This is a genomic window from Streptococcus sp. CF7_Ac1-8 (assembly GCF_024295435.1).
Lineage (GTDB): Bacteria > Bacillota > Bacilli > Lactobacillales > Streptococcaceae > Streptococcus > Streptococcus mitis_AP.
On the sequence record NZ_JANCPI010000006.1, the window covers coordinates 1 to 23,759 of the forward strand.

General features: G+C 43.0%; 22 protein-coding genes and 1 riboswitch. Of the genes, 16 read left to right on the plus strand and 6 right to left on the minus strand.

The genetic code is table 11. The features are described 5' to 3' along the window. The 10 genes from NMM26_RS04065 to tig all read left to right on the plus strand — a co-directional run. The coding region (locus NMM26_RS04065; RefSeq protein ID WP_254753847.1) for an LPXTG cell wall anchor domain-containing protein at nt 1-546 on the plus strand (546 nt) is incomplete at its 5' end. Nucleotides 547-754: 208 nt separating this feature from the next. After that, complete coding sequence (gene cbpF, locus NMM26_RS04070; protein ID WP_000691499.1) at nt 755-1,720, plus strand: choline-binding protein CbpF; 966 nt, start codon at nt 755-757, stop codon at nt 1,718-1,720. Between the two features lie 122 nt (nt 1,721-1,842). After that, nucleotides 1,843-2,721 carry a mevalonate kinase gene (gene mvk, locus NMM26_RS04075; protein WP_000163297.1) on the plus strand — a complete coding sequence of 293 codons (879 nt, stop codon included), beginning with the start codon at nt 1,843-1,845 and terminating at the stop codon, nt 2,719-2,721. Further along, entirely contained in the window at nt 2,703-3,656 is a 954-nt protein-coding gene (gene mvaD, locus NMM26_RS04080; protein WP_000373476.1) for a diphosphomevalonate decarboxylase, read from the plus strand. Before mvk ends, mvaD begins: the two co-directional genes overlap by 19 nt. Next, a complete protein-coding gene (locus NMM26_RS04085; protein ID WP_000562401.1) occupies nt 3,643-4,656 on the plus strand; it encodes a phosphomevalonate kinase in 1,014 nt (337 codons plus the stop codon). Before mvaD ends, NMM26_RS04085 begins: the two co-directional genes overlap by 14 nt. Beyond that, entirely contained in the window at nt 4,634-5,644 is a 1,011-nt protein-coding gene (fni, locus tag NMM26_RS04090) for a type 2 isopentenyl-diphosphate Delta-isomerase (protein ID WP_000210633.1), read from the plus strand. The genes NMM26_RS04085 and fni overlap by 23 nt, the downstream gene beginning before the upstream one ends. 76 nt (nt 5,645-5,720) lie before the next feature. Next, nucleotides 5,721-6,419: a cell wall-active antibiotics response protein LiaF gene (liaF, locus tag NMM26_RS04095; protein WP_001224649.1), complete on the plus strand. Its 699-nt coding sequence runs from the start codon at nt 5,721-5,723 to the stop codon at nt 6,417-6,419. After that, on the plus strand, nt 6,416-7,411 hold the full coding sequence (locus NMM26_RS04100) for a sensor histidine kinase (protein WP_000743688.1): 996 nt from the start codon (nt 6,416-6,418) through the stop codon (nt 7,409-7,411). The genes liaF and NMM26_RS04100 overlap by 4 nt, the downstream gene beginning before the upstream one ends. Before the next feature lie 13 nt (nt 7,412-7,424). Continuing rightward, on the plus strand, nt 7,425-8,057 hold the full coding sequence (locus NMM26_RS04105; RefSeq protein WP_000698417.1) for a response regulator transcription factor: 633 nt from the start codon (nt 7,425-7,427) through the stop codon (nt 8,055-8,057). 161 nt (nt 8,058-8,218) lie between these two features. After that, a complete protein-coding gene (gene tig, locus NMM26_RS04110; RefSeq protein ID WP_000116513.1) occupies nt 8,219-9,502 on the plus strand; it encodes a trigger factor in 1,284 nt (427 codons plus the stop codon). 47 nt (nt 9,503-9,549) lie between these two features. On the opposite strand, the gene NMM26_RS04115 is transcribed toward tig, so the two are convergent. The 3 genes from NMM26_RS04115 to rnhC form a co-directional block, all read right to left on the minus strand. Beyond that, on the minus strand, nt 9,550-11,916 hold the full coding sequence (locus NMM26_RS04115) for an ATP-dependent RecD-like DNA helicase (RefSeq protein ID WP_254753848.1): 2,367 nt from the start codon (nt 11,914-11,916) through the stop codon (nt 9,550-9,552). Nucleotides 11,917-12,240: 324 nt separating this feature from the next. Then, nucleotides 12,241-12,855, minus strand: a complete 615-nt coding sequence (gene lepB / locus NMM26_RS04120) for a signal peptidase I (protein ID WP_001083986.1) — start codon at nt 12,853-12,855, stop codon at nt 12,241-12,243. A gap of 3 nt (nt 12,856-12,858) precedes the next feature. After that, the gene (gene rnhC, locus NMM26_RS04125; RefSeq protein WP_254753849.1) at nt 12,859-13,740 is read right to left on the minus strand and encodes a ribonuclease HIII; all 882 of its coding nucleotides are present in this window, start codon (nt 13,738-13,740) and stop codon (nt 12,859-12,861) included. Nucleotides 13,741-13,826: 86 nt separating this feature from the next. Here rnhC and zapA point away from each other — a divergent pair, with 86 nt between their 5' ends. The 6 genes from zapA (at nt 13,827) to NMM26_RS04155 (ending at nt 20,456) form a co-directional block, all read left to right on the plus strand. Further along, nucleotides 13,827-14,129 carry a cell division protein ZapA gene (zapA, locus tag NMM26_RS04130; protein ID WP_000002019.1) on the plus strand — a complete coding sequence of 101 codons (303 nt, stop codon included), beginning with the start codon at nt 13,827-13,829 and terminating at the stop codon, nt 14,127-14,129. Next, nucleotides 14,126-14,674, plus strand: a complete 549-nt coding sequence (locus NMM26_RS04135; RefSeq protein ID WP_254753850.1) for a CvpA family protein — start codon at nt 14,126-14,128, stop codon at nt 14,672-14,674. Before zapA ends, NMM26_RS04135 begins: the two co-directional genes overlap by 4 nt. Before the next feature lie 92 nt (nt 14,675-14,766). Beyond that, nucleotides 14,767-17,103 (plus strand): endonuclease MutS2, encoded by a 2,337-nt coding sequence (locus tag NMM26_RS04140; protein WP_254753851.1) that lies wholly within the window; start codon nt 14,767-14,769, stop codon nt 17,101-17,103. Nucleotides 17,104-17,266: 163 nt separating this feature from the next. Further along, a riboswitch (glycine riboswitch) is annotated at nt 17,267-17,355 on the plus strand. A 90-nt stretch (nt 17,356-17,445) separates the two neighbouring features. Then, nucleotides 17,446-18,768 (plus strand): sodium:alanine symporter family protein, encoded by a 1,323-nt coding sequence (locus NMM26_RS04145; protein WP_254753852.1) that lies wholly within the window; start codon nt 17,446-17,448, stop codon nt 18,766-18,768. 131 nt (nt 18,769-18,899) lie between these two features. Further along, a complete protein-coding gene (locus NMM26_RS04150) occupies nt 18,900-19,448 on the plus strand; it encodes a carboxymuconolactone decarboxylase family protein (protein ID WP_125851613.1) in 549 nt (182 codons plus the stop codon). Nucleotides 19,449-19,556: 108 nt separating this feature from the next. Beyond that, nucleotides 19,557-20,456: a TDT family transporter gene (locus tag NMM26_RS04155; protein ID WP_254753853.1), complete on the plus strand. Its 900-nt coding sequence runs from the start codon at nt 19,557-19,559 to the stop codon at nt 20,454-20,456. A gap of 24 nt (nt 20,457-20,480) precedes the next feature. On the opposite strand, the gene serS is transcribed toward NMM26_RS04155, so the two are convergent. From serS to NMM26_RS04170, 3 genes are all read right to left on the minus strand, one after another. Further along, nucleotides 20,481-21,755, minus strand: a complete 1,275-nt coding sequence (serS, locus tag NMM26_RS04160; protein WP_084927831.1) for a serine--tRNA ligase — start codon at nt 21,753-21,755, stop codon at nt 20,481-20,483. 213 nt (nt 21,756-21,968) lie between these two features. Then, nucleotides 21,969-22,340: a DUF956 family protein gene (locus tag NMM26_RS04165; protein ID WP_000079349.1), complete on the minus strand. Its 372-nt coding sequence runs from the start codon at nt 22,338-22,340 to the stop codon at nt 21,969-21,971. A 2-nt stretch (nt 22,341-22,342) separates the two neighbouring features. Then, on the minus strand, nt 22,343-23,707 hold the full coding sequence (locus tag NMM26_RS04170; protein ID WP_254753854.1) for an aspartate kinase: 1,365 nt from the start codon (nt 23,705-23,707) through the stop codon (nt 22,343-22,345). Nucleotides 23,708-23,759: the final 52 nt, after the last annotated feature.

Sequence of the window (23,759 nt, forward strand, 5' to 3'; positions counted from 1 at the left end):
GATACCTTTAAACAACGTCCATATGTACCATCAAATGGTGGAGGCAATAACAGTGGTAACGGTAACGGAGCTACTAACACTGACGCAAAAGTGGATAAAGCTAAGTTAGAAGGTGCTATTCGTCAACTAGATGAATTGATCATCAAAGAATCAGCTAAGCTTGATGCAGAAACTGCAAAAGAAGCGAATGCATTATCAGCAGATGCTAAGAAAGTATTTGCCAATGCAGACGCAACTCAAGCAGAAGTGGATGCAATGGTTAAACGTATCGAAGACTTCATGGCGAAAGTTGCTTCATCAACTGATCATGCAACTCCAGCTAATGACCAAGCTGCCCAAACACCAGCTGTAGCTCCAGCTACTGCTCAAGCAGCAGCTAATGCTGGTCAAACAGCATCAGCACAAGCAAATGCGCGTAAAGCAGCTAAAGAATTGCCAAATACAGGTACAGCAGATTCTACTGTAGCTATGGTAGCAGCAGCCGCAAGTGCATTACTTGGTCTTGGTCTTGCAGGTCGACGTCGTAAAGAAGACGAAGAAGCTTAATTGGTAGATTGTTTGATAAATATCAGGTGATAAGTCCGATTTTCAAAGCTTAAACAAGTACCTCTCATAAGAAAATCTCCTAGCAGGAAAGTCTGCTAGGAGATTTTACTAGTGAATCAAATGATAGTTCGTTATTATATTATTTTAAAGCCATCATATTGACATACAATTGAATTTTTGCTAGAATCCTTGAAGGAGGATACGTCTAATGAAAATAATAAAAAAATTGATGCAAATCGCATTAGCAGTCTTTTTCTTTAGCTTACTGGCGACAAGTACAGTATTGGCGGATGATACTGATTCAGAGGGTTGGAAATTTGTCCAAGAAAACGGAAGAATCTACTACAAGAAGGGGGACCTCAAAGAAACCTACTGGCGAGTGATTGATGGTAAGTACTATTATTTTGATTCTTTATCTGGAGAGATGGTTGTCGGCTGGCAATATATACCTGCTCCACACGAAGGGGTTACGATTGGTTCTTCTCTAAGGCAAGATGTTGCTTTTAGACCAGATTGGTTTTACTTTGGTCAAGATGGGGTACTACAAGAATTTGTTGGTAAGCAAGTTTTAGAAGCAAAAACTGCTACAAATACCAACAAACATCATGGGGAACAATATGATAGTCCAGCAGAGAAACGAGTCTATTATTTTGAAGATCAACGTAGTTATCACACCTTAAAAACTGGTTGGGTTTATGATGAGGGGCACTGGTATTATTTACTGAAGGATGGTGGATTTGATTCTCGCATCAACAGATTGACTGTTGGGGAACTAGCACGTGGTTGGGTTAAGGATTTTCCTCTTACATATGATGAAGATAAGCTAAAAGCTGCTCCATGGTATTATCTAGATCCAACAACTGGCATCATGCAAACAGGTTGGCAATATCTTGGTAACAAGTGGTACTACCTCCGTTCATCAGGAGCAATGGCAACTGGCTGGTATCAAGACGGCTCAACTTGGTATTATCTAGATGCTGAAAATGGTGATATGAAAACGGGCTGGCAAAACCTTGGGAACAAATGGTACTATCTCCGTTCATCAGGAGCAATGGCAACAGGTTGGTTCCAGATTAATGGCAAATGGTACTATGCTTATAGCTCAGGTGCTTTAGCAGTGAATACGACCGTAGATGGCTATTCTGTCAACTATAATGGCGAATGGATTCAATAATGAAAGAAGCGATTGTGAAGGAAACAATCGCTTTTTTTGTGAAAATATAATAAAATAGATAGGAGAGAATAAATACTTGTATGAAAAAATAAGACGGCTTTTTCGTCTAGTAAAAGGAAAAAATGACAAAAAAAGTTGGTGTCGGTCAGGCACATAGTAAGATTATTTTAATAGGAGAGCATGCGGTCGTTTACGGCTATCCTGCCATTTCCCTGCCTCTTTTGGAGGTGGAAGTGACTTGTAAGGTAGTTCCTGCAGCGAGTCCATGGCGTCTCTATGAGGAAGATACCTTGTCCATGGCAGTTTATGCTTCGCTGGAGTATTTGGATATCAAAGAAGCCTGTATTCGCTGTGAGATTGACTCGGCTATCCCTGAAAAACGGGGAATGGGTTCGTCAGCCGCTATCAGCATAGCAGCCATTCGTGCAGTATTTGACTACTATGAGGCTGATGTGCCTCATGATGTACTAGAAATCTTGGTCAATCGGGCTGAGATGATTGCCCATATGAATCCAAGTGGTTTGGATGCTAAAACCTGTCTCAGTGACCAACCTATTCGCTTTATTAAGAATGTAGGATTTACAGAGCTTGAGATGGATCTATCAGCCTATTTGGTGATTGCCGACACGGGCGTTTATGGTCATACACGTGAAGCCATCCAAGTGGTTCAGAGCAAGGGGAAGGATGCCCTACCGTTTTTACATGCCTTGGGAGAATTGACCCAGCAGGCAGAGGATGCGATTTCACGAAAAGATGCTGAAGGGCTGGGGAAAATCCTCAGTCAAGCACATTTACATTTAAAAGAAATTGGTGTCAGTAGCCCTGAGGCAGACTCTTTGGTTGAAACGGCTCTTAGTCATGGTGCTCTGGGTGCCAAGATGAGCGGTGGTGGCCTTGGAGGCTGTATTATCGCCTTGGTAGCCAATCTGGACCAAGCACAAGAACTAGCAGAAAGATTAGAAGAGAAAGGAGCTATTCAGACATGGATAGAGAGCCTGTAACAGTACGTTCCTACGCAAATATTGCTATTATCAAATATTGGGGAAAGAAACAAGAAAAAGAGATGGTTCCTGCTACTAGCAGTATTTCTCTGACTTTGGAAAATATGTACACAGAGACGACTTTATCGCCTTTACCAGCCAATGCGTCAGCTGATGCCTTTTATATAAATGGTCAGCTGCAAAATGAGGCGGAGCATGCCAAGATGAGTAAGATTATTGACCGTTACCGTCCAGATGGTGAAGGCTTTGTCCGCATCGATACTCAAAACAATATGCCGACAGCAGCGGGCCTGTCCTCAAGTTCTAGTGGTTTGTCTGCCTTGGTCAAGGCTTGCAATGCTTATTTTCAGCTTGGATTGGATAGAAGTCAGTTGGCGCAGGAGGCGAAGTTTGCCTCAGGCTCTTCTTCTCGGAGTTTTTATGGACCACTAGGTGCCTGGGATAAGGATAGCGGAGAAATTTACCCTGTAGAGACAGACTTGAAACTAGCTATGATTATGTTGGTGCTAGAGGATAAGAAAAAACCAATCTCTAGCCGTGACGGGATGAAACTCTGTGTGGAAACTTCGACGACTTTTGATGACTGGGTTCGTCAGTCTGAGAAAGACTATCAAGATATGCTGGTTTATCTCAAGGAAAATGACTTTGCCAAGGTTGGGGAATTGACTGAGAAAAATGCCCTGGCTATGCACGCTACGACCAAAACAGCATCACCAGCCTTTTCTTATCTGACCGATGCGACTTATGAAGCCATGGACTTTGTTCGCCAGCTTCGTGAACAAGGGGAAGCCTGCTACTTTACCATGGATGCTGGTCCCAATGTCAAGGTCCTCTGTCAGGAGAAAGACTTGGAGCATTTATCAGTAATCTTCGGTCAACGTTATCGCTTGATTGTGTCAAAAACAAAGGATTTGAGCCAAGATGATTGCTGTTAAAACTTGCGGAAAACTCTATTGGGCAGGCGAATATGCTATTTTAGAGCCTGGGCAGTTAGCCTTGATAAAGGCTATTCCCATCTATATGAAGGGCGAGATTGCTTTTTCTGATAGTTACCGTATTTATTCGGATATGTTTGATTTCGCAGTGGACTTGACACCAAATCCTGCTTACAGTTTGATTCAAGAAACGATTGCTTTAGTGGAAGATTTCCTTGTTTATCGTGGGCAAACCTTGCGGCCTTTTTCTCTAGAAATTCGTGGGAAAATGGAACGAGAAGGGAAAAAGTTTGGTTTAGGTTCTAGCGGTAGCGTCGTTGTCTTGGTTGTCAAGGCTTTACTGGCTCTGTATGATGTTTCTGTTGATCAGGAGCTCTTGTTCAAGCTGGCTAGTGCTGTCTTGCTCAAGCGAGGAGACAATGGTTCCATGGGAGACCTTGCCTGTATTGTGGCAGAGGATTTGGTTGTCTACCAGTCTTTTGATCGCCAGAAGGTAGCTGCTTGGTTGGAAGAAGAAAACTTGGCGACAGTTTTAGAGCGTGAGTGGGGCTTTTCAATTTTACAAGTGAAACCAACTTTAGAATGCGATTTCCTAGTGGGATGGACCAAGGAAGTGGCTGTATCAAGTCACATGGTCCAGCAAATTAAGCAAAATATAGATCAGAACTTTTTAACTTCCTCAAAAGAAACGGTAGCTGCTTTGGTAGAAGCCTTGGAGCAGGGGAAAGTAGAAAAAAGCATCGAGCAAGTGGGAAGAGCGAGCCAGCTCTTAGAAGGCTTGAGCGCAGATATTTACACACCTTCGCTTAGACAGCTGAAAGAAGCTAGTCAAGATTTGCAGGCTGTTGCCAAGAGTAGCGGCGCTGGTGGTGGTGACTGTGGCATTGCCTTGAGTTTTGATGCGCACTCAACTGAAACCCTAAAAAATCGTTGGGCCAATCTGGGGATTGAGCTCTTATACCAAGAAAGGATAGGACATGACGACAAATCGCAAGGATGAGCATATCCGCTATGCCCTTGAACAGAAAAGTTTCTATAATAGCTTTGATGAGGTGGAGCTGATTCATTCTTCCTTGCCTCTTTACGACCTGGAAGAAATCGATCTGTCGACAGAGTTTGCTGGTCGAAAGTGGGACTTTCCTTTTTATATCAATGCTATGACGGGTGGAAGCGATAAGGGAAGAGAAATCAATCAAAAACTGGCTCAAGTGGCGGAAGCCTGTGGTATTTTATTTGTAACGGGTTCTTATAGCGCAGCCCTCAAAGATCCAACAGATGACTCTTTTTTTGTCAAATCTAGTCATCCCAATCTCCTCCTTGGAACCAATATTGGATTGGACAAGCCTGTCGAGTTAGGACTTCAGACTGTAGAAGAGATGCATCCTCTTCTCCTGCAAGTGCATGTCAATGTCATGCAGGAATTACTCATGCCTGAAGGAGAAAGAAAGTTCAGAAGCTGGCAATCGCATCTAGCAGACTATAGCAAGCAAATCCCTGTCCCTATTGTTCTCAAGGAAGTTGGCTTTGGGATGGATGTGAAGACCATTGAAAGAGCCTATGAACTGGGTGTTCGAGCCTTTGATATATCGGGTCGTGGCGGTACCAGTTTTGCCTATATTGAAAACCGCCGTAGTGGCCAACGTGATTACCTCAATCAATGGGGCCAGTCCACCATGCAAGCCCTTCTCAATGCCCAAGACTGGAAAGACAAGGTCGAACTCTTGGTTAGTGGAGGGGTTCGAAATCCTCTGGATATGATTAAGTGCCTAGTCTTTGGTGCCAAAGCCGTGGGACTGTCTCGAACAGTTCTGGGATTGGTTGAAAACTACACGGTTGAAGAAGTAGTTGCCGTTGTTCAAGGCTGGAAAGCAGATCTACGCTTGATCATGTGTGCTCTTAATTGTGCCACCATAGCAGATCTACAAAAAGTAGACTATCTTCTCTACGGAAAATTAAAAGAAGCAAATGATCAGATGAAAAAGGCGTAACCACCGCCTTTTTTCCATCTGCAGACCGAGGTGACTTTTTTGAATTGTGATAAAATAGAAAGGAGAGGATGAACCTATGAGAAAATTTAAAATCTTTTTATTTATCGAAGCCTGTCTTTTGACAGGAGCTCTGATTTTAATGGTATCAGAGCATTTTTCGCGTTTTCTGCTGATTCTATTCCTCTTTTTGCTTTTGATTCGCTATTACACTGGTAAAGAGGGGAATAACCTCCTTTTAGTAGTGGCAACCATTCTCTTCTTTTTCATCGTCATGCTCAATCCTTTTGTGATTCTAGCTATTTTTGTTGCGGTCATCTATAGCCTTTTTCTTCTTTATCCGATGATGAACCAGGAAAAAGAGCAGACAAATTTAGTTTTTGAAGAGGTGGTGACGGTTAAGAAGGAGAAAAATCGTTGGTTTGGAAATCTTCATCATTTTTCAAGCTACCAGACTTGCCAGTTTGATGATATCAATCTTTTTCGTCTCATGGGCAAGGACACTATTCATCTGGAGAGGGTCATCTTAACCAATCACGACAATGTCATTATCCTCAGAAAGATGGTAGGAACGACCAAAATCATTGTACCTGTAGATGTAGAAGTCAGTCTCAGCGTTAACTGTCTCTATGGTGATTTGACTTTTTTCAACCAACCTAAGCGGGCCCTTCGCAATGAACACTATCATCAAGAAACCAAAGACTATCTTAAGAGTAACAAGAGTGTCAAGATTTTCTTGACCACTATGATTGGAGATGTGGAGGTGGTTAGAGGATGAAAAAACAAGCCTATGTAATCATTGCTCTCACCTCCATCCTGTTTGTCTTATTTTTCTCCCACAGCTTGCTGGAAATCCTTAACTTTGACTGGTCCATTTTCTTGCACGATATCGAAAAAACAGAAAAATTTGTCTTTTTGTTGTTGGTATTTAGCATGTCCATGACCTGCCTCTTAGCCCTGTTTTGGCGAGGTGTTGAAGAGTTTTCTCTCAGAAAAGTGCAGGCGAACCTTAAGCGATTATTGGCAGGGCAAGAAGTGGTTCAGGTTGCAGATCCAGATTTGGATGCCAGTTTCAAGTCCTTGTCAGGTAAACTTAATCTTCTGACAGAGGCTCTTCAAAAGGCTGAAAATCACAGCCTTGCTCAGGAAGAGGAAATCATTGAGAAGGAACGGAAGCGGATTGCTCGGGATTTGCACGATACAGTTAGTCAAGAGTTGTTTGCGGCTCACATGATTTTGTCAGGTGTCAGCCAGCAGGCTTTAAAGCTTGATAGAGAAAAGATGCAAATCCAGTTGCAGAGTGTCACAGCTATTTTAGAAACTGCCCAGAAGGATTTGCGAGTCTTGCTCTTGCATTTGCGACCAGTTGAACTAGAGCAGAAGAGTCTGGTTGAAGGGATTCAAATCCTCTTAAAAGAGCTTGAGGACAAGAGTGATCTCAAGGTTGGTTTCAAGCAAAATGTGACGCAATTGCCTAAGAAAATCGAGGAGCATATCTTCCGTATCCTGCAAGAGTTGATCAGCAATACCCTCCGCCATGCCCAGGCATCTTGTTTGGATGTTTACCTCTATCAGACGGATTTTGAATTGCAGCTGAAGGTGGTGGACAATGGGATTGGTTTCCAGTTAGGGAGTTTAGACGATTTGAGTTATGGACTCCGCAATATCAAGGAGCGGGTTGAAGATATGGCAGGGACGGTTCAGTTATTGACAGCACCCAAGCAAGGGTTGGCAGTTGATATCCGTATTCCCCTGCTCGATAAGGAATGATAAAGGAGTAAAGATGAAAATTTTACTAGTGGATGACCATGAAATGGTCCGATTGGGCTTGAAAAGCTACTTTGACCTCCAAGACGATGTAGAAGTTGTGGGCGAGGCAGCAAACGGTTCTCAGGGTATTGACTTGGCCTTGGAACTGCGTCCGGACGTTATTGTCATGGATATTGTCATGCCTGAGATGAATGGGATTGACGCGACCTTGGCCATCCTCAAAGAATGGCCCGAAGCTAAGATTTTGATTGTGACTTCGTACTTGGACAATGAAAAAATCATGCCTGTTTTAAATGCTGGTGCTCGGGGCTATATGCTCAAGACTTCTAGTGCAGATGAATTGCTACACGCTGTTCGTAAGGTGTCTGCTGGTGAGTTGGCTATTGAACAAGAGGTCAGCAAGAAGGTCGAATACCACCGCAATCACATAGAACTACATGAAGACTTGACTGCGCGTGAGCGAGATGTTCTCCAACTCATCGCCAAGGGCTACGAAAATCAGCGAATCGCAGATGAACTTTTTATCTCTCTCAAGACGGTCAAGACCCACGTGTCCAACATTCTTGCCAAACTTGAAGTCAGCGATCGTACCCAGGCTGCAGTCTATGCCTTTCAGCACCACTTGGTGGGGCGTGAGGACTTTTAACAGATATGCAAAAATAATATTTGAGAAATAGCTGACCTTAGTATCAAGGAAGCAAGCAAGTACCTTTCCTATCGTTGAAAAGCGCATTCATTACTTGAAAAAAGTCGCCCATTTATGTTATAATAGACTGTATTTAAAAAATTTTAAGGAGAAATGACAGAATGTCTGTATCATTTGAAAACAAAAAAACAAACCGTGGTGTCTTGACTTTCACTATCTCTCAAGACCAAATCAAACCAGAATTGGACCGTGTCTTCAACTCAGTGAAGAAATCTCTTAATGTTCCAGGTTTCCGTAAAGGTCACCTTCCACGTCCTATTTTCGACAAAAAATTTGGTGAAGAGTCACTTTACCAAGACGTTATGAACGCTCTTTTGCCAAACGCTTATGAAGCAGCTGTTAAAGAAGCTGGTCTTGAAGTCGTTGCTCAACCAAAAATTGACGTAACTTCAATGGAAAAAGGTCAAGACTGGGTTATCACAGCTGAAGTCGTTACAAAACCTGAAGTAAAATTGGGTGACTACAAAAACCTTGAAGTATCAGTAGATGTAGAAAAAGAAGTAACTGATGCTGACGTTGAAGAGCGTATCGAACGCGAACGCAACAACTTGGCTGAATTGGTTATCAAAGAAGCTGCTGCTGAAAACGGCGACACTGTTGTCATCGATTTCGTTGGTTCTATTGACGATGTTGAATTTGACGGTGGAAAAGGTGAAAACTTCTCACTTGGACTTGGTTCAGGTCAATTCATCCCTGGTTTTGAAGACCAATTGGTAGGTCACTCAGCTGGCGAAACTGTTGATGTTATCGTAACATTCCCAGAAGACTACCAAGCAGAAGACCTTGCAGGTAAAGAAGCTAAATTCGTAACAACTATCCACGAAGTAAAAGCTAAAGAAGTTCCAGCTCTTGACGATGAGCTTGCAAAAGACATCGATGAAGAAGTTGAAACACTTGCTGAATTGAAAGAAAAATACCGCAAGGAATTGGCTGCTGCTAAAGAAGAAGCTTACAAAGATGCAGTTGAAGGTGCAGCAATTGATAAAGCTGTAGAAAACGCTGAAATCGTAGAACTTCCAGAAGAAATGATTCACGAAGAAGTTCATCGTTCAGTAAACGAATTCCTTGGAAACTTGCAACGTCAAGGTATCAATCCTGACATGTACTTCCAAATCACTGGAACTACTCAAGAAGACCTTCACAAACAATACGAAGCAGAAGCTGAGTCACGTACTAAGACTAACCTTGTTATCGAAGCAGTTGCCAAAGCTGAAGGATTTGACGCTTCAGAAGAAGAAATTCAAAAAGAAATCGAGCAATTGGCTGCAGATTACAACATGGAAGTTGCACAAGTACAAAGCTTGCTTTCAGCTGATATGTTGAAACACGATATCACAATCAAAAAAGCTGTTGAATTGATTACAAGCACAGCAACAGTTAAATAATCTTAATAAACAAAAATCCCACCTGAATTGGTGGGTTTTCTTATACACTATTTTCCAAAAATCTCTTTGAGGTCTGCTTCTGTAATCCCAATCATGGCTGGGATGCTGTCCCAGTTTTCTTCTGTTAGGATGTAGGATTGTTCAGAGGTACTTGATGTGGCTGTTTCAGAGACAGTTTGTTGCTTTTCTTCAACAGTTTCCAATAAATCACTGAAGCGTTCAATCAGATAGGTTTTTCGGGCAGTTCCGATATGCTGGGTAGCATAGTCGAAAGCCTGTAATTCGCCTAGTAAGATAAGCTTGCTTTTGGCACGAGTAATGGCTGTGTAGATGAGATTGCGCTCCAGCATTCGCCTACTAGCACTAGTGATAGGCAGTATGACAACAGGGAACTCACTTCCCTGTGATTTATGGATACTCATAGCATAGGCCAAGCGAATCTTGTACCATTCGTTACGTGGGTAAGAGACCTCATTGCCATCAAAATCAATGACAATCTCATCTTGTTTCGACTCGGTGTATTTACCAGGAATCAAGTCTGTGATAGCTCCCAAATCTCCATTAAAGACATTGATTTCAGCATCGTTGACCAGGTGAATGACCTTGTCGCCCTTACGATAGTGGCACTGGGGGGCTTCAAAACTAAGTTGGTCTTTTTGTGGTGGGTTCAGGAGGTCTTGCATGAGCTGGTTGATGGCATCAATCCCTGCAGTCCCTCGGTACATGGGAGCCAGAACTTGGATATCACGGGCAGGAATACCACTTCTGAGGGCAGCTCCTAAGATTTTCTCAATGGTAGCAGGAATATGGCCACTAGCAATTTCAAAGTAAGAACGGTCAGCTTTTTTCTGGGTGAAATCAGCTGGTAAGATGCCCTGTCGAATCTGACTAGCTAGGGTGACGATGGTTGATTCTTCGCTTTGCCGGTAAATTTTTTCCAAGCGAGTCTGAGGGATCAAAGGAATATGAAGGAGGTCAGCTAGAACTTGTCCAGGGCTGACAGACGGTAGCTGATCGCTATCTCCCACGATGAGAATTTTACTGTTAGAAGAGATGTTTGAGAAGAGTTGATTGGCCAGCCAAGTATCCACCATAGAAAATTCATCTACGATGATAAAGTCAGCATCTAGATAATCTTCCAGATGACTGGTATCATCGTCGCCTGTCATTCCCAAGTGGCGGTGTATGGTCGCGCTCGGTAAGCCTGTCAATTCATTCATGCGCCGAGCAGCTCGACCAGTTGGAGCAGCAAGAAGAATGGGCAGATTGCTTTTTTTCCTGAGGTCAAGTCCTTCTAAAAGGGCATAAACAGCGATGATACCATTGATAACCGTTGTCTTACCAGTACCAGGCCCACCTGTTAGGATAAAGATCTTGTTCTGGATAGCGTCGCAGATAGCCTGTTTTTGAATGCTATCATACTCAATCCCCAGCTCATCCTCGACAGTAGCGATATGTTTTCGAATAGTTTCTAAATTCTGGCTCTTTTGTTTTCCTTTTTCAAGGATGCGAACCAAGTGACTACGGATACCCTCCTCAGCGAAAAAGAGGCTGTTGTCAAAAATCTTGGTATCAATCTGCTGAACCTTGTCTTCTTCGATTAGGTAGGAGAGTTCTCGAGCCACTTGACTGGGATCTAGTTCTACGGGACGGGAAGATTCAAGGAGAGTAAGGGTTTGTTCCAGCAAGTCCCGTGCTTCAACATAGGTATCCCCTGTTTCCATACAGGCATGAAAAAGACTGTGAACTAGACCGGCACGAAAACGCTCAGGAGCCTGACTTTCGATGCCTAGTTCTTCCGATAATTGGTCAGCAATAGTAAATCCCAATCCTTTGATATCCTCAACTAACTGGTAGGGATAATTTTCAACCACATCAAGGGTTTCTTCCTTGTAAAAGTCTTGAATTTGAAAGGCTAGTTTATTGGGAATGCCGTAGTTAGCTAGTTTGGCCAAGACCATCTCCGTTCCATAGTTGAGACGGAGAGTGGAGACGAAAGCCTCGCGATTTTTGGTAGAGAGACCTGCGATGCCTTCTAGCTTTTCTGGGTGTTGCAAAATTTCGTCAATGGTATTGTCGCCATAGGTGTCCACGATTTTCTGAGCTGTCTTGAGACCAATCCCCTTGAAATGGCTACTTGAAAAGTACTTGACCAAGCCCTTGCTAGTTGGTTTTGCGCGTTCATAACGGCTAATTTGCAGTTGTTCCCCATACTTGGAGTGCTGGACAATTTGTCCCCAAAAAGTATAGTCTTCTCCCTCAATCACGTCAGCCATGGTACCCGTGACAATGATTTCAAAATCATCAAAATTCTCTGCGTCCGTATCGTCGATTTCTAGGAGAAGGATGCGATAAAAATTGCTGGGATTTTCAAAAATAATCCGTTCAATAGTTCCTGAAAAATAAACTTCCATAAGATTCCTTTGCATAAATAGGTGAGAGTTAATACTCTTCGAAAATCTCTTCAAACCACGTCAGCTTCGCCTTGCCGTATATATGTTACTGACTTCGTCAGTTCTATCCACAACCTCAAAACAGTGTTTTGAGCTGACTTCGTCAGTTCTATCTACAACCTCAAAGCAGTGCTTTGAGCAACCTGCGGCTAGCTTCCTAGTTTGCTCTTTGATTTTCATTGAGTATAACTTTGTTTCTATCTTAATCAAACTGGATAGTGAATAATCATATTCTCACGATAGAAGAAGAGGCTGAGATTCTTGATTCTCGGCCTCTTAGGTCTCTTAAAATGTTCCGATGCGGGTTATTGGCCAGAAGCGGAATTTAGCTTCCCCTGTGATATCTTTTGCTTTGAAGGTACCTACGTGGCGGCTGTCGCTCGAAACCAAGCGGTCGTCTCCGAGGAGAAGATATTCTCCTTCTGGGACAGTAAAGCTAAAGTTGGTATTGTAATTGACATCAACTGTGAAGGCTTGAGCCTTTTGAGCGATGCTTCTAAAGAAAGTGCCTTTATTTCCTTCAAAGCCCTTGCCTGAGTAGGTGCTTTGAAGTTTGTCATCCTTGAAACGTTTGATGTAGTCAGCTAGGTAAGGTTCGTCAGTCTCTTTGTCATTTATGTAAAGTTTATCGTTTTCGTAACGGATGGTGTCGCCAGGCATTCCGATGACACGTTTGACAATGTCCTTATTGCCATCTTCCTCATGGGCCACCACGATATCAAAACGGTCAATAGGGAGGTGTTTGACAACAAAGAGGATTTCGCCATCTGCTAGGGTAGGATCCATGGAATGTCCTTCTACGCGGACATTACTCCAAAAAAAGATACGACTTAAAGCTAGTAATGACAGAATTAGGAGGAACAATCCCCACTCTTTTAAGAAATTTTTAAATGAATTCATAACTTACCTTTCTAAGCGTTTTTTCGCTTTTTCAGTATTTTTAAAGTGCAGTTTGGCGCAGAAATTGAGTCCTTGCATACCATAGGCTTGCAAAATCTGGCTAGCTACCTTATCAGAAGCCGTTCCAGCTCCACTTGGAAGTTGATAGCCCAGTTCTCGTCCTAGATTTTCAAGGTTTTCCAGAAAGAGATCACGCGCAATGATAGAAGAAACTGCTACAGCCAAGTATTTGCTTTCAGCCTTTTCTTCTAAGCTGATAGGATTACTGAAACGATTGGCCTCTTGTGCTAAATACTTGTCATAATTTTTAGCACTGGTGAAAGCATCAATCACAATTTTCTCAGGCTGAACACCTTTTTGAAGGAGGAGATAGATAGCCTGATTATGGAGAGCAACCTTAACCGAAACAGCATTGTAGCGGTCTCCGATGACCTCGTTGTACTTGCTTGGCGAGAGAAGCAGTGCCTGATGCTGGATTTTTTCCTTGAGGATAGGGGCAATCTGACGGATTTTTAGGTCGGTCAGAGTCTTGGAATCCCCCACACCGAGTTGGCGTAAGAAATCATGCTGGTCTGGAGTGACAAAGGAAGCCACAACTGCAAGCCCACCAAAGTAGGAACCATTTCCCACCTCATCTGTCCCAATCAAAGGGAGATTTTGTCCGCTTATTTCCTCTAGAACTTGATAGCCAAAGAAACGAGCATATTTCTCAGCCCCTTCACCCTGAAGCAAGACCTTTCCAGAAGTATAGATAGAAACGGTAGCTTGAGGTAGTCGCAAAAAGTAGCGAATATAAGGATTCTTGCTGGGAGCCAGACTGTTTCGATAGTGTTCAAGAAAAGCCTGAATCTCCTTTTCGCTTGGTGTGAGTGTTATACTTGCCATAGTTTCTATTGTACCATAAAAGCAGGCAAATTTGTAAAAACTGACAAAGTTAGCGAATTTTGGTATAATATCGTGAGGTGAATTTTATGGCAAATCTAAATCGATTCAAATTTACATTCGGGAAAAAATCATTAACCTTGACAAGCGAGCATGATAATCTCTTTATGGAGGAAATCGCCAAGGTTGCGACAGAAAAATACCAAGCAATTAAAGAACAAATGCCTAGTGCAGACGATGAAACAATCGCTCTTTTGTTGGCAGTTAACTGTTTATCAACTCAACTCAGTCGTGAGATTGAATTTGATGATAAGGAGCAAGAGTTAGAAGAACTCCGTCACAAACTCGTGACTTGTAAGCAAGAACAGAGCAAGATTGAGGATTCCTTATGATTTCACTCCTTCTTCTATTGGTCTTGGCTTGGGGATTTTATATCGGCTATCGGAGAGGCCTGCTCTTACAGGTTTATTACCTGATTTCAGCCATGGCATCGGCTTTTGTGGCTGGCCAGTTTTATAAGGGACTTGGAGAGCAATTTCATTTGCTACTCCCTTATGCAAATCCGCAGGAAGGTCAGGGAACTTTCTTTTTCCCATCGGATCAACTTTTTCAGTTGGATAAGGTCTTTTACGCAGGGATTGGCTACTTGCTTGTATTTGGGATTGTCTATAGCATCGGTCGTTTACTTGGTCTCCTCTTACACTTGATTCCTAGTAAAAAACTGGGTGGTAAGTTATTCCAAGTTTCAGCAGGGATCTTGTCCATGTTGGTGACCTTATTTGTCTTGCAAATGGCTTTGACAATTTTGGCGACCATTCCCATGGTGGCTATACAAAATCCTCTTGAAAAGAGCATCGTCGCAAAACACATCATCCAGAGCATACCGGTAACAACCAGTTGGCTCAAACAAATCTGGGTGACAAATTTAATCGGATAAAAAGGGCAGGAATTTTCCTAGCCCTTTGTTTACAGATTTGACTGAATGTAAAAAGCTACTACACCTAGACATTCAAAGACAAGGAAATAAAGATGAATAAGAAAATATTAGAAACATTAGAGTTCAATAAGGTCAAGGCCTTGTTTGAACCTCATTTGTTGACAGAGCAGGGCTTGGAGCAACTGAGACAGCTAGCTCCAACTGCTAAGGCAGATAAAATCAAACAGGCTTTTGCTGAGATGAAGGAAATGCAGGCACTCTTCGTCGAGCAACCGCATTTTACCATTCTCGCAACCAAGGAAATTGCAGGAGTCTGTAAGCGGTTGGAGATGGGGGCAGATCTCAATATCGAGGAGTTCCTTCTCTTGAAGCGGGTGCTTCTTGCTAGCCGAGAACTGCAAAGTTTTTACGCCAATCTGGAAAATGTTAGCTTGGAAGAATTAGCTCTTTGGTTTGAGAAATTACACGATTTTCCGCAATTACAAGGAAATCTCCAGGCCTTTAATGATGCAGGTTTTATTGAAAATTTTGCCAGTGAAGAATTAGCGCGCATCCGTCGAAAAATCCATGATAGCGAGAGTCAGGTGCGCGATGTTTTACAGGATCTGCTCAAGCAAAAAGCGCAGATGTTGACAGAAGGAATCGTTGCAAGCAGAAATGGCCGTCAGGTTTTACCTGTCAAAAACACCTACCGCAATAAGATTGCAGGTGTCGTTCATGATATTTCTGCTAGTGGAAACACCGTCTATATCGAACCCCGTGAGGTGGTCAAACTGAGCGAAGAAATTGCCAGTTTACGAGCAGATGAGCGCTATGAAATGCTTCGCATTCTCCAAGAAATTTCTGAACGTGTCCGCCCTCATGCGGCTGAGATTGCCAATGACGCTTGGATTATTGGCCATTTAGACTTGATTCGTGCCAAGGTTCGTTTTATCCAAGAAAGGCAAGCAGTTGTTCCTCAGCTATCAGAAAATCAAGAGATTCAACTGCTCCATGTCTGCCATCCTTTGGTTCAAAATGCCGTCGCAAATGATGTCCATTTTGGCCAAGATTTAACAGCGATTGTCATTACAGGTCCCAATACAGGTGGGAAGACCATCATGCTCAAGACTCTGGGCTTGACACAAGTGATGGCCCAGTCCGGTTTGCCGATTTTAGCAGACAAGGGAAGCCGTGTTGGTATTTTTGAAGAAATCTTTGCTGATATTGGCGATGAGCAGTCTATTGAGCAGAGCTTGTCTACCTTCTCTAGCCACATGACCAATATTGTGGATATTCTTGGCAAGGTCAACCAGCATTCGCTCTTGCTCTTGGATGAGTTGGGGGCTGGTACAGATCCCCAAGAGGGAGCTGCCCTTGCTATGGCTATTCTGGAGGACCTTCGCCTACGTCAAGTCAAGACCATGGCAACCACCCACTATCCAGAACTTAAGGCCTATGGTATCGAGACAGCTTTTGTGCAAAACGCCAGTATGGAGTTTGATACTGCGACTCTTCGTCCAACCTATCGCTTTATGCAGGGTGTGCCTGGCCGAAGCAATGCCTTTGAAATTGCCAAACGCCTAGGTTTATCTGAAGTTATCGTAGGAGATGCCAGTCAGCAGGTCGATCAGGACAATGATGTCAATCGGATTATTGAGCAGCTGGAAGAGCAGACGCTAGAGAGTCGCAAACGCTTGGACAATATCCGTGAGGTGGAGCAAGAAAATCTCAAGATGAACCGTGCTCTCAAAAAACTTTACAACGAGCTTAATCGTGAAAAGGAAACCGAGCTTAACAAGGCGCGTGAACAGGCTGCTGAGATTGTGGACATGGCTCTGAGTGAAAGTGACCAGATTCTCAAAAATCTCCACAGCAAATCCCAACTCAAGCCCCACGAAATCATTGAAGCCAAGGCCAAGTTGAAAAAATTGGCTCCTGAAAAAGTAGATTTGTCTAAAAACAAGGTTCTTCAAAAGGCCAAGAAAAAACGAGCTCCAAAGGTGGGAGATGATATCGTTGTTCTCAGTTATGGACAGCGTGGTACCTTGACCAGTCAACTCAAAGATGGCCGCTGGGAAGCCCAGGTCGGCTTAATTAAGATGACCTTGGAAGAAAAAGAGTTTGACCTCGTTCAAGCCCAGCAAGAAAAGCAAGTCAAGAAGAAACAGGTCAATGTCGTGAAACGAACTTCTGGTCGTGGCCCACAAGCCAGACTGGATCTTCGAGGCAAACGTTACGAAGAAGCAATGAATGAGCTAGATGCTTTTATCGACCAAGCCTTGCTTAATAATATGGCTCAAGTAGATATCATCCATGGTATCGGAACAGGTGTCATCCGTGAAGGTGTCACCAAATACCTACAAAGAAACAAGCATGTCAAGAGTTTCGGCTATGCCCCACAAAATGCTGGAGGCAGTGGTGCGACTATTGTCACTTTTAAAGGATAGCAGTATTCCGGGCTTTATACAGTAAAAACTGTTGAATTAAGTTTTACTAATAAACACATTGACAAAAGCCAACATTTTTTGTAAAATAAGAATCAATTAAATACCAACACCGAATGAAGTTTAATAGAAGTGGCGAATCGTTTGATTTTCCATGACTGTAAATGGACGGAACTCTGGAGAGACCGTAAAGGCACCGAAGGGGCAAGGCAGGCAACTGCTCAAACTCTCAGGTAAAAGGACAGAGCTAGGATAGACCGCTTTTTAGCATTTATCTAAGCATTCCAGAGTACATGTATCTTGCATGTGCTCTTTCTTTTGGGGTTGAAAAGATAGGAGAAGGAAATGTTAGAATTGCTTAAATCAATTGATGCTTTTGCTTGGGGCCCCCCCCTCTTGATTCTCTTGGTCGGGACAGGGATTTACCTAACTGCCCGTCTAGGCCTCTTGCAGGTTTTGCGTCTGCCCAAGGCCTTCCAGCTTATTTTTACTAAGGACAAGGGGCATGGAGATGTATCCAGCTTTGCAGCACTATGTACAGCCCTAGCAGCGACAGTTGGTACGGGAAATATTATCGGGGTAGCTACAGCTATCAAGGTCGGTGGACCAGGAGCACTCTTTTGGATGTGGATGGCCGCTTTCTTTGGGATGGCTACCAAGTATGCGGAAGGACTTTTGGCGATTAAATACCGCACAAAGGACGACCATGGTGCAGTAGCGGGAGGTCCAATGCACTATATCCTTCTAGGGATGGGAGAAAAGTGGCGTCCCCTTGCCATCTTCTTTGCCCTAGCAGGTGTGCTAGTAGCTTTGTTGGGAATCGGAACCTTTACCCAGGTAAACTCGATTACAGAATCTATCCAAAATACAACCGCTATTTCGCCAGCCATCACAGCTCTTGTGTTATCTGTCTTTGTAGCAATTGCAGTCTTTGGCGGGCTCAAGTCCATTTCAAAGGTTTCAACTACTGTTGTTCCTTTTATGGCTATCATTTATATTTTGGGAACTCTGACAGTTATTTTCTTTAATATAGGGGAAATCCCTGCCACAATCGCTTTAATCTTGACATCCGCTTTTAGTCCTGTTGCTGCGGTAGGTGGATTTGCCGGTGCTAGCATTCGGATGGCTATTCAAAACGGTGTGGCGCGTGGTGTATTCTCAAACGAATCTGGTCTGGGTTCTGCTCCCATTGCAGCTGCTGCAGCTAAGACAAACGAACCAGTAGAGCAAGGTTTGATTTCCATGACAGGAACCTTTATTGACACCCTCATTATCTGTACTCTGACTGGTTTGACCATCTTGGTGACTGGTGTTTGGAGTGGTGACTTAAATGGGGTTGCCTTGACTCAGTCAGCCTTCTCAACAGTCTTTTCACACTTTGGACCTGCTCTCTTAACAATCTTCCTTGTGCTCTTTGCCTTTACAACGATTCTTGGTTGGAACTACTATGGAGAACGCTGTTTCGAGTTCCTCTTTGGGGTTCGCTTTATCTGGCTCTACCGTGTGGTCTTTGTACTCATGGTCTTGTTGGGAGGATTTATCGAGTTGGATATGGTTTGGATTATCGCAGATATTGTCAATGCCTTGATGGCTCTGCCAAATTTGATTGCCCTCTTAGTTTTATCGCCAGTCGTTATTGCTGAGACTAAAAAGTATTTTGACAAATAATGAAATCACACAGCTCGTGTGATTTTTTGCTTTCATAAAAAATTTCTATCAGTGCAATTTAAAATATATATTATACACGGTATAGAATCTGTGATAGACTAGATTTCAACAACATGAAAAGAGGTTTTATGATGACAACATTTACTATCCATACAGTCGAATCAGCACCATCAGAAGTAAAAGAAGTTCTTGAAACAGTAGAAAAAGATAACAATGGCTATATTCCCAACCTAATCGGTCTCTTGGCTAATGCACCTACCGCCTTAGAAGCCTACAGAACTGTCGGAGCCATCAACCGTCGCAATAGCCTGACACCAGTTGAGCGTGAAGTGGTGCAAATCACGGCAGCTGTAACTAATGGTTGTGCTTTCTGCGTGGCAGGTCACACAGCTTTTTCCATCAAACAAATCCAGATGAATGATGACCTTCTGCAAGCCCTTCGCAATCGCACTCCAATTGAAACAGATCCTAAATTGGACACCCTAGCTAAGTTTACCTTGGCTGTAATCAATACCAAGGGACGTGTAGGAGATGAAGCCTTGGCTGAGTTTCTAGAAGCTGGATACACTCAACAAAATGCCTTGGATGTGGTTCTTGGTGTCAGCCTAGCAAGCCTCTGTAACTATGCCAACAACCTAGCCAATACCCCAATTAACCCAGAATTGCAACCTTATGCTTAATTCATATCTGAGTAAAATGAAGTCTGAAATAATTTGACTTCATTTTTTATCCCCTCATTTAAGCGCTTTTATGCTATACTGAAACTAACATGATTATTGGAGGTTAGAATGAAAAAACTCCCCTTGGTATTTTCTGGATGTTTGCTAGGTTTAGCAGGAGCTGGAAATCTTATTTTAGATACGTTGCCGGTTCTGTCCCATCTATTTAGTCTGACAGGTTTAATTTTGTGGATATTCTTTCTTATTCTTCATCTCTTTAATTGGAAAGAAACCAAGCAAGAATTGACCAAACCTCCTCTTTTGTCAGGAATGGCGACTTTTCCCATGGCTGGGATGATTTTATCGACTTATGTTTTTCGCGTCTTCCCTCATCTTCCTTTGGTAGCGCAAGGACTCTGGTGGTTTTCATTTCTCTTGGATGTAGCCCTGATTGCTGGTTTTACCATTAAATTTGCCTGTCCGGGGTGGAGGGTTCATGCTACTCCAAGCTGGACGGTTCTCTATGTGGGGATAGCAGTGGCTGCCTTGACCTATCCTCTTGTAGGTATCATCGAAATTGCCTATGCGACCTTGAGTTTTGGTTTTCTCCTAACCTTCTATCTCTATCCCCTTATTTATAGTGATTTAAAGAAACAACCACTCCCCGTAGCCTTGCTTGGTCAAGAAGGAATCTACTGTGCTCCTTTCTCTCTACTCTTGGCTTCCCTAGTTCGAGTTGGAGGAGAGAGCCTACCGACTTGGCTATTAGTTGTGATGATTTTGGCTTCCCAATCCTTCTTTTTCTTTGTTTTGACTCGCCTGCCCAACATTTTAAAACATGGCTTTCAACCAGCCTTTTCAGCCCTCACCTTCCCAACTATTATCACGGCTACCTCGCTCAAGATGGCTCAGGGAATCTTGAAACTTCCATTTTTGGATTATTTAGTACTGGCTGAAACCGCTATTTGCTTAATTATTTTAGTCTTTGTACTAGGTTCTTATCTGAATTGGTTACGAAAAAAGGTCTAGCTAGAAATAGCTAAACCTTATTTTTTATGGTTTGATAACCTCAGCTCCGCCCATGTATGGACGAAGTGCTTCTGGGATGGTCACAGAACCATCTTCATTTTGGTAGTTTTCAAGAATAGCAGCCACTGTACGTCCAACTGCAAGTCCAGAACCGTTCAAGGTATGGAGGAGTTTCACCTTGCCGTCTGCTTCATCACGGTAACGGATTTGGGCACGACGGGCTTGGAAATCTTCTGTGTTTGAACAACTTGAGATTTCACGGTAGGTATTTTGCGCTGGAATCCAAACTTCCAAGTCGTAAGTTTTAGCAGCTGAGAAGCCCATATCTCCTGTAGAGAGAGCAACGACACGGTATGGAAGGTTAAGTTTTTGAAGGATATTTTCAGCGTTGGCTGTCATTTTTTCCAATTCTTCATAAGATTCTTCTGGCTTGGCAAATTTAACCATTTCAACCTTGTGGAATTGGTGCAAACGAATCAAGCCACGAGTATCACGACCGGCAGAACCAGCCTCAGAACGGAATGATGGACTCATAGCAGTGAAGTAGATTGGCAGGTCTTTACCGTCCAGGATTTCATCACGGTAGTAGTTTGTCAGAGGAACTTCAGCTGTAGGAATAAGGACGTAATTGCTATCGCTGAGTTCAAAAGTATCTTCCTTGAATTTTGGATATTGACCAGTACCAAACATAGAGTCATGGTTAACCATGTAAGGCGTGATGACTTCCGTATAGCCTTCTTTTCCATGTTCATCCAACATAAAGTTGTAGATGGCACGTTCCAAACGAGCACCGAGACCTTTATAGAAGAGGAAACGAGCGCCTGTTACCTTACCACCGCGTTCCCAGTCAAGGATACCAAGATCTTCACCAAGATCCCAGTGAGCTTTTGGCTCGAAATCGAACTCGCGTGGAGTACCCCAACGGCGAACTTCCACATTGTCATCTTCGTCAGCCCCAACAGGAACGCTGTCAGCTGGGATGTTTGGAAGAGTAGTAGTAAATTCTGTCAATTTAGCATCGATTTCTGCCAATTCAGCATCCAAGGCTTTGACTTCAGCAGATAGAGTTTGCATGGCAGCAATCTTGTCATCTGCATTTTCCTTGTTGCGTTTGGCTTGGGCAATCTCAGCAGAAACTGTGTTACGTTCTGCTTTTAAAGTTTCAACCTTGACCAAGATGTCACGACGTTTAGCATCGATTTCTTTCATCTCGTTTAAGATAGCAGCATCTACACCACGTGTAGCTAATTTTTCTGCGACAGCATCAAAGTCTGTACGAATACGTTTGATATCTAACATAAGAACTCCTTTATGAAAAAAGCACACCTGACAAAGCGTTGGAGTGGCAGGGCCACGGTTCCATCCAACTTCACAGGTGTGCACTTGATTGTGTATGTAATTGTTACTAACGGTAGAATTTCACCTATCCCTCCTATCTGCTCGCAGCACCCGCAGACTTTCTGAAAGAAGAAGATAACCTACTTATCCGTTGCTATGATTATACTAAAGTTTCTACTTTTTTGCAAATAGATTTTTAAATTTTTGCCCAATGGTCTGAATTAGGGTTGGAAGCTTGACGACCTTGTCATTGCCCAATTTTTCACGCGCAATTTTGAGAATGGCACCTGAGTCTTTTGAAGCAAAGAGGAATTTTCCTCTGTCTGTAAAGACTTCGAAGTGGCGACTGATTTTTCGCCCAGTGACATTGGCTCCAATCTGGTTGATATGGCTCCAAGGAATCTGGATAAATTGTTCGACATTGACATCTGGGTAAAATTCCAGAGCCTGATCTCCGACTAGGAATTTCCCAACTTTCCCAGCTATAGAGAGGTAGGAAGTGCCTGTCGTATTGAGGAGCACTGTTTTGTTAAGCGATTGGGCCATGATTAGTCTTCCTTACTTTCACCGAAAAAGGCATTGTAGAGGGCTTTGATTGCTGCTTTCTCTTGGTCTTTATTGACAACAAACATGATAGAAACTTCACTAGAACCTTGAGACATCATCTGGATGTTGATCTTGTTTTCAGATAGCGCGCGCGTTGCAGTAGCAGTTACTCCAATATGACTCTTCATCTTTTCACCAACAATCATAATGATAGAAAGGTCGTGTTCGATTTCTGCATGGTCTACCTCAGCCTTTTGCACCAACTGACGAAGGATTTCTTCTTCCTTGATAGGAGTTAGTTCGCGAGAACGGAGAATGATTGAAAGATCGTCGATACCTGTTGGCATATGTTCCCAACCAATGTTGAGGTCTTCAAGGATTTGCAGAACCTTGCGTCCAAATCCAATCTCACGGTTCATGAGGTATTTGGACATGTTGATGCTGACAAAGCCAGAGTCACCAGCAATTCCCACAACTGGAAATTCATCACTACTGTGTTTTAGAACGATACGAGTACCTGGATGGTCAGGATTGTTGGTGTTCTTGATAACTAGAGGAATTTTTCCACGGTAGGCAGGTAGAAGAGCTTCATCATGAAGGACTGAGAATCCTGCATAGGCCAACTCACGCATTTCACGATAGGTTAATTCAGGGATAGAATGTGGTTGATGGATTATACCAGGGTGGGCAGCAAAGATACCATCAACGTCCGTAAAGTTTTCATAGAGGTCGGCTTTTACACCAGCAGCAATGATAGAACCAGTGATATCAGAGCCTCCACGTGAGAAGGTACAAATTTGATTTTCCTTGGTAACCCCAAAGAAACCAGGAATGACCAGAACTTCATTTGCATTGGTCAATTCTTCAATCTTGTCATAACTTGATGGAATGATGCGAGCGTTACCAGGTTCACTTGTGACCATAATACCAGCTTCTCTAGGGTGCACATAGCGTGCATCAATACCATTTTGATTAAAGTAGGCAGCAATCAATTTAGCATTGTTATTTTCACCCGCTGCGAGGAAAGTATCGTAGAGAAATTCATTTTCATCAATAGGAAGAGTGGCCAAGGCGCGAATGCTTTTTGAAATTTTTTCTAGAACAGCTGGCTTCAGTCCCAATTCGCTTACCATAGCAGCATAGCGGTCGATAATCCAATTTTGACTCTTGCTAATATCGTTACCAGCGACATAATCACGGTAGTATTTAATCAAGGCATCCGTAACCTTAGTGTCTTCAGCGTTTCGTTTACCAGGTGCAGAAACGACTACAAAACGACGCTCTGGATCGCTTTTGACGATGTTTAAAACTTTTTCTAATTGACCAGCAGAGGCAAGAGAGCTACCTCCAAATTTAACAACCTTCATAAGAACTCCTAAAGTAAGTATTTTATACGATTATAGCAGAAAGAAAGTCTTT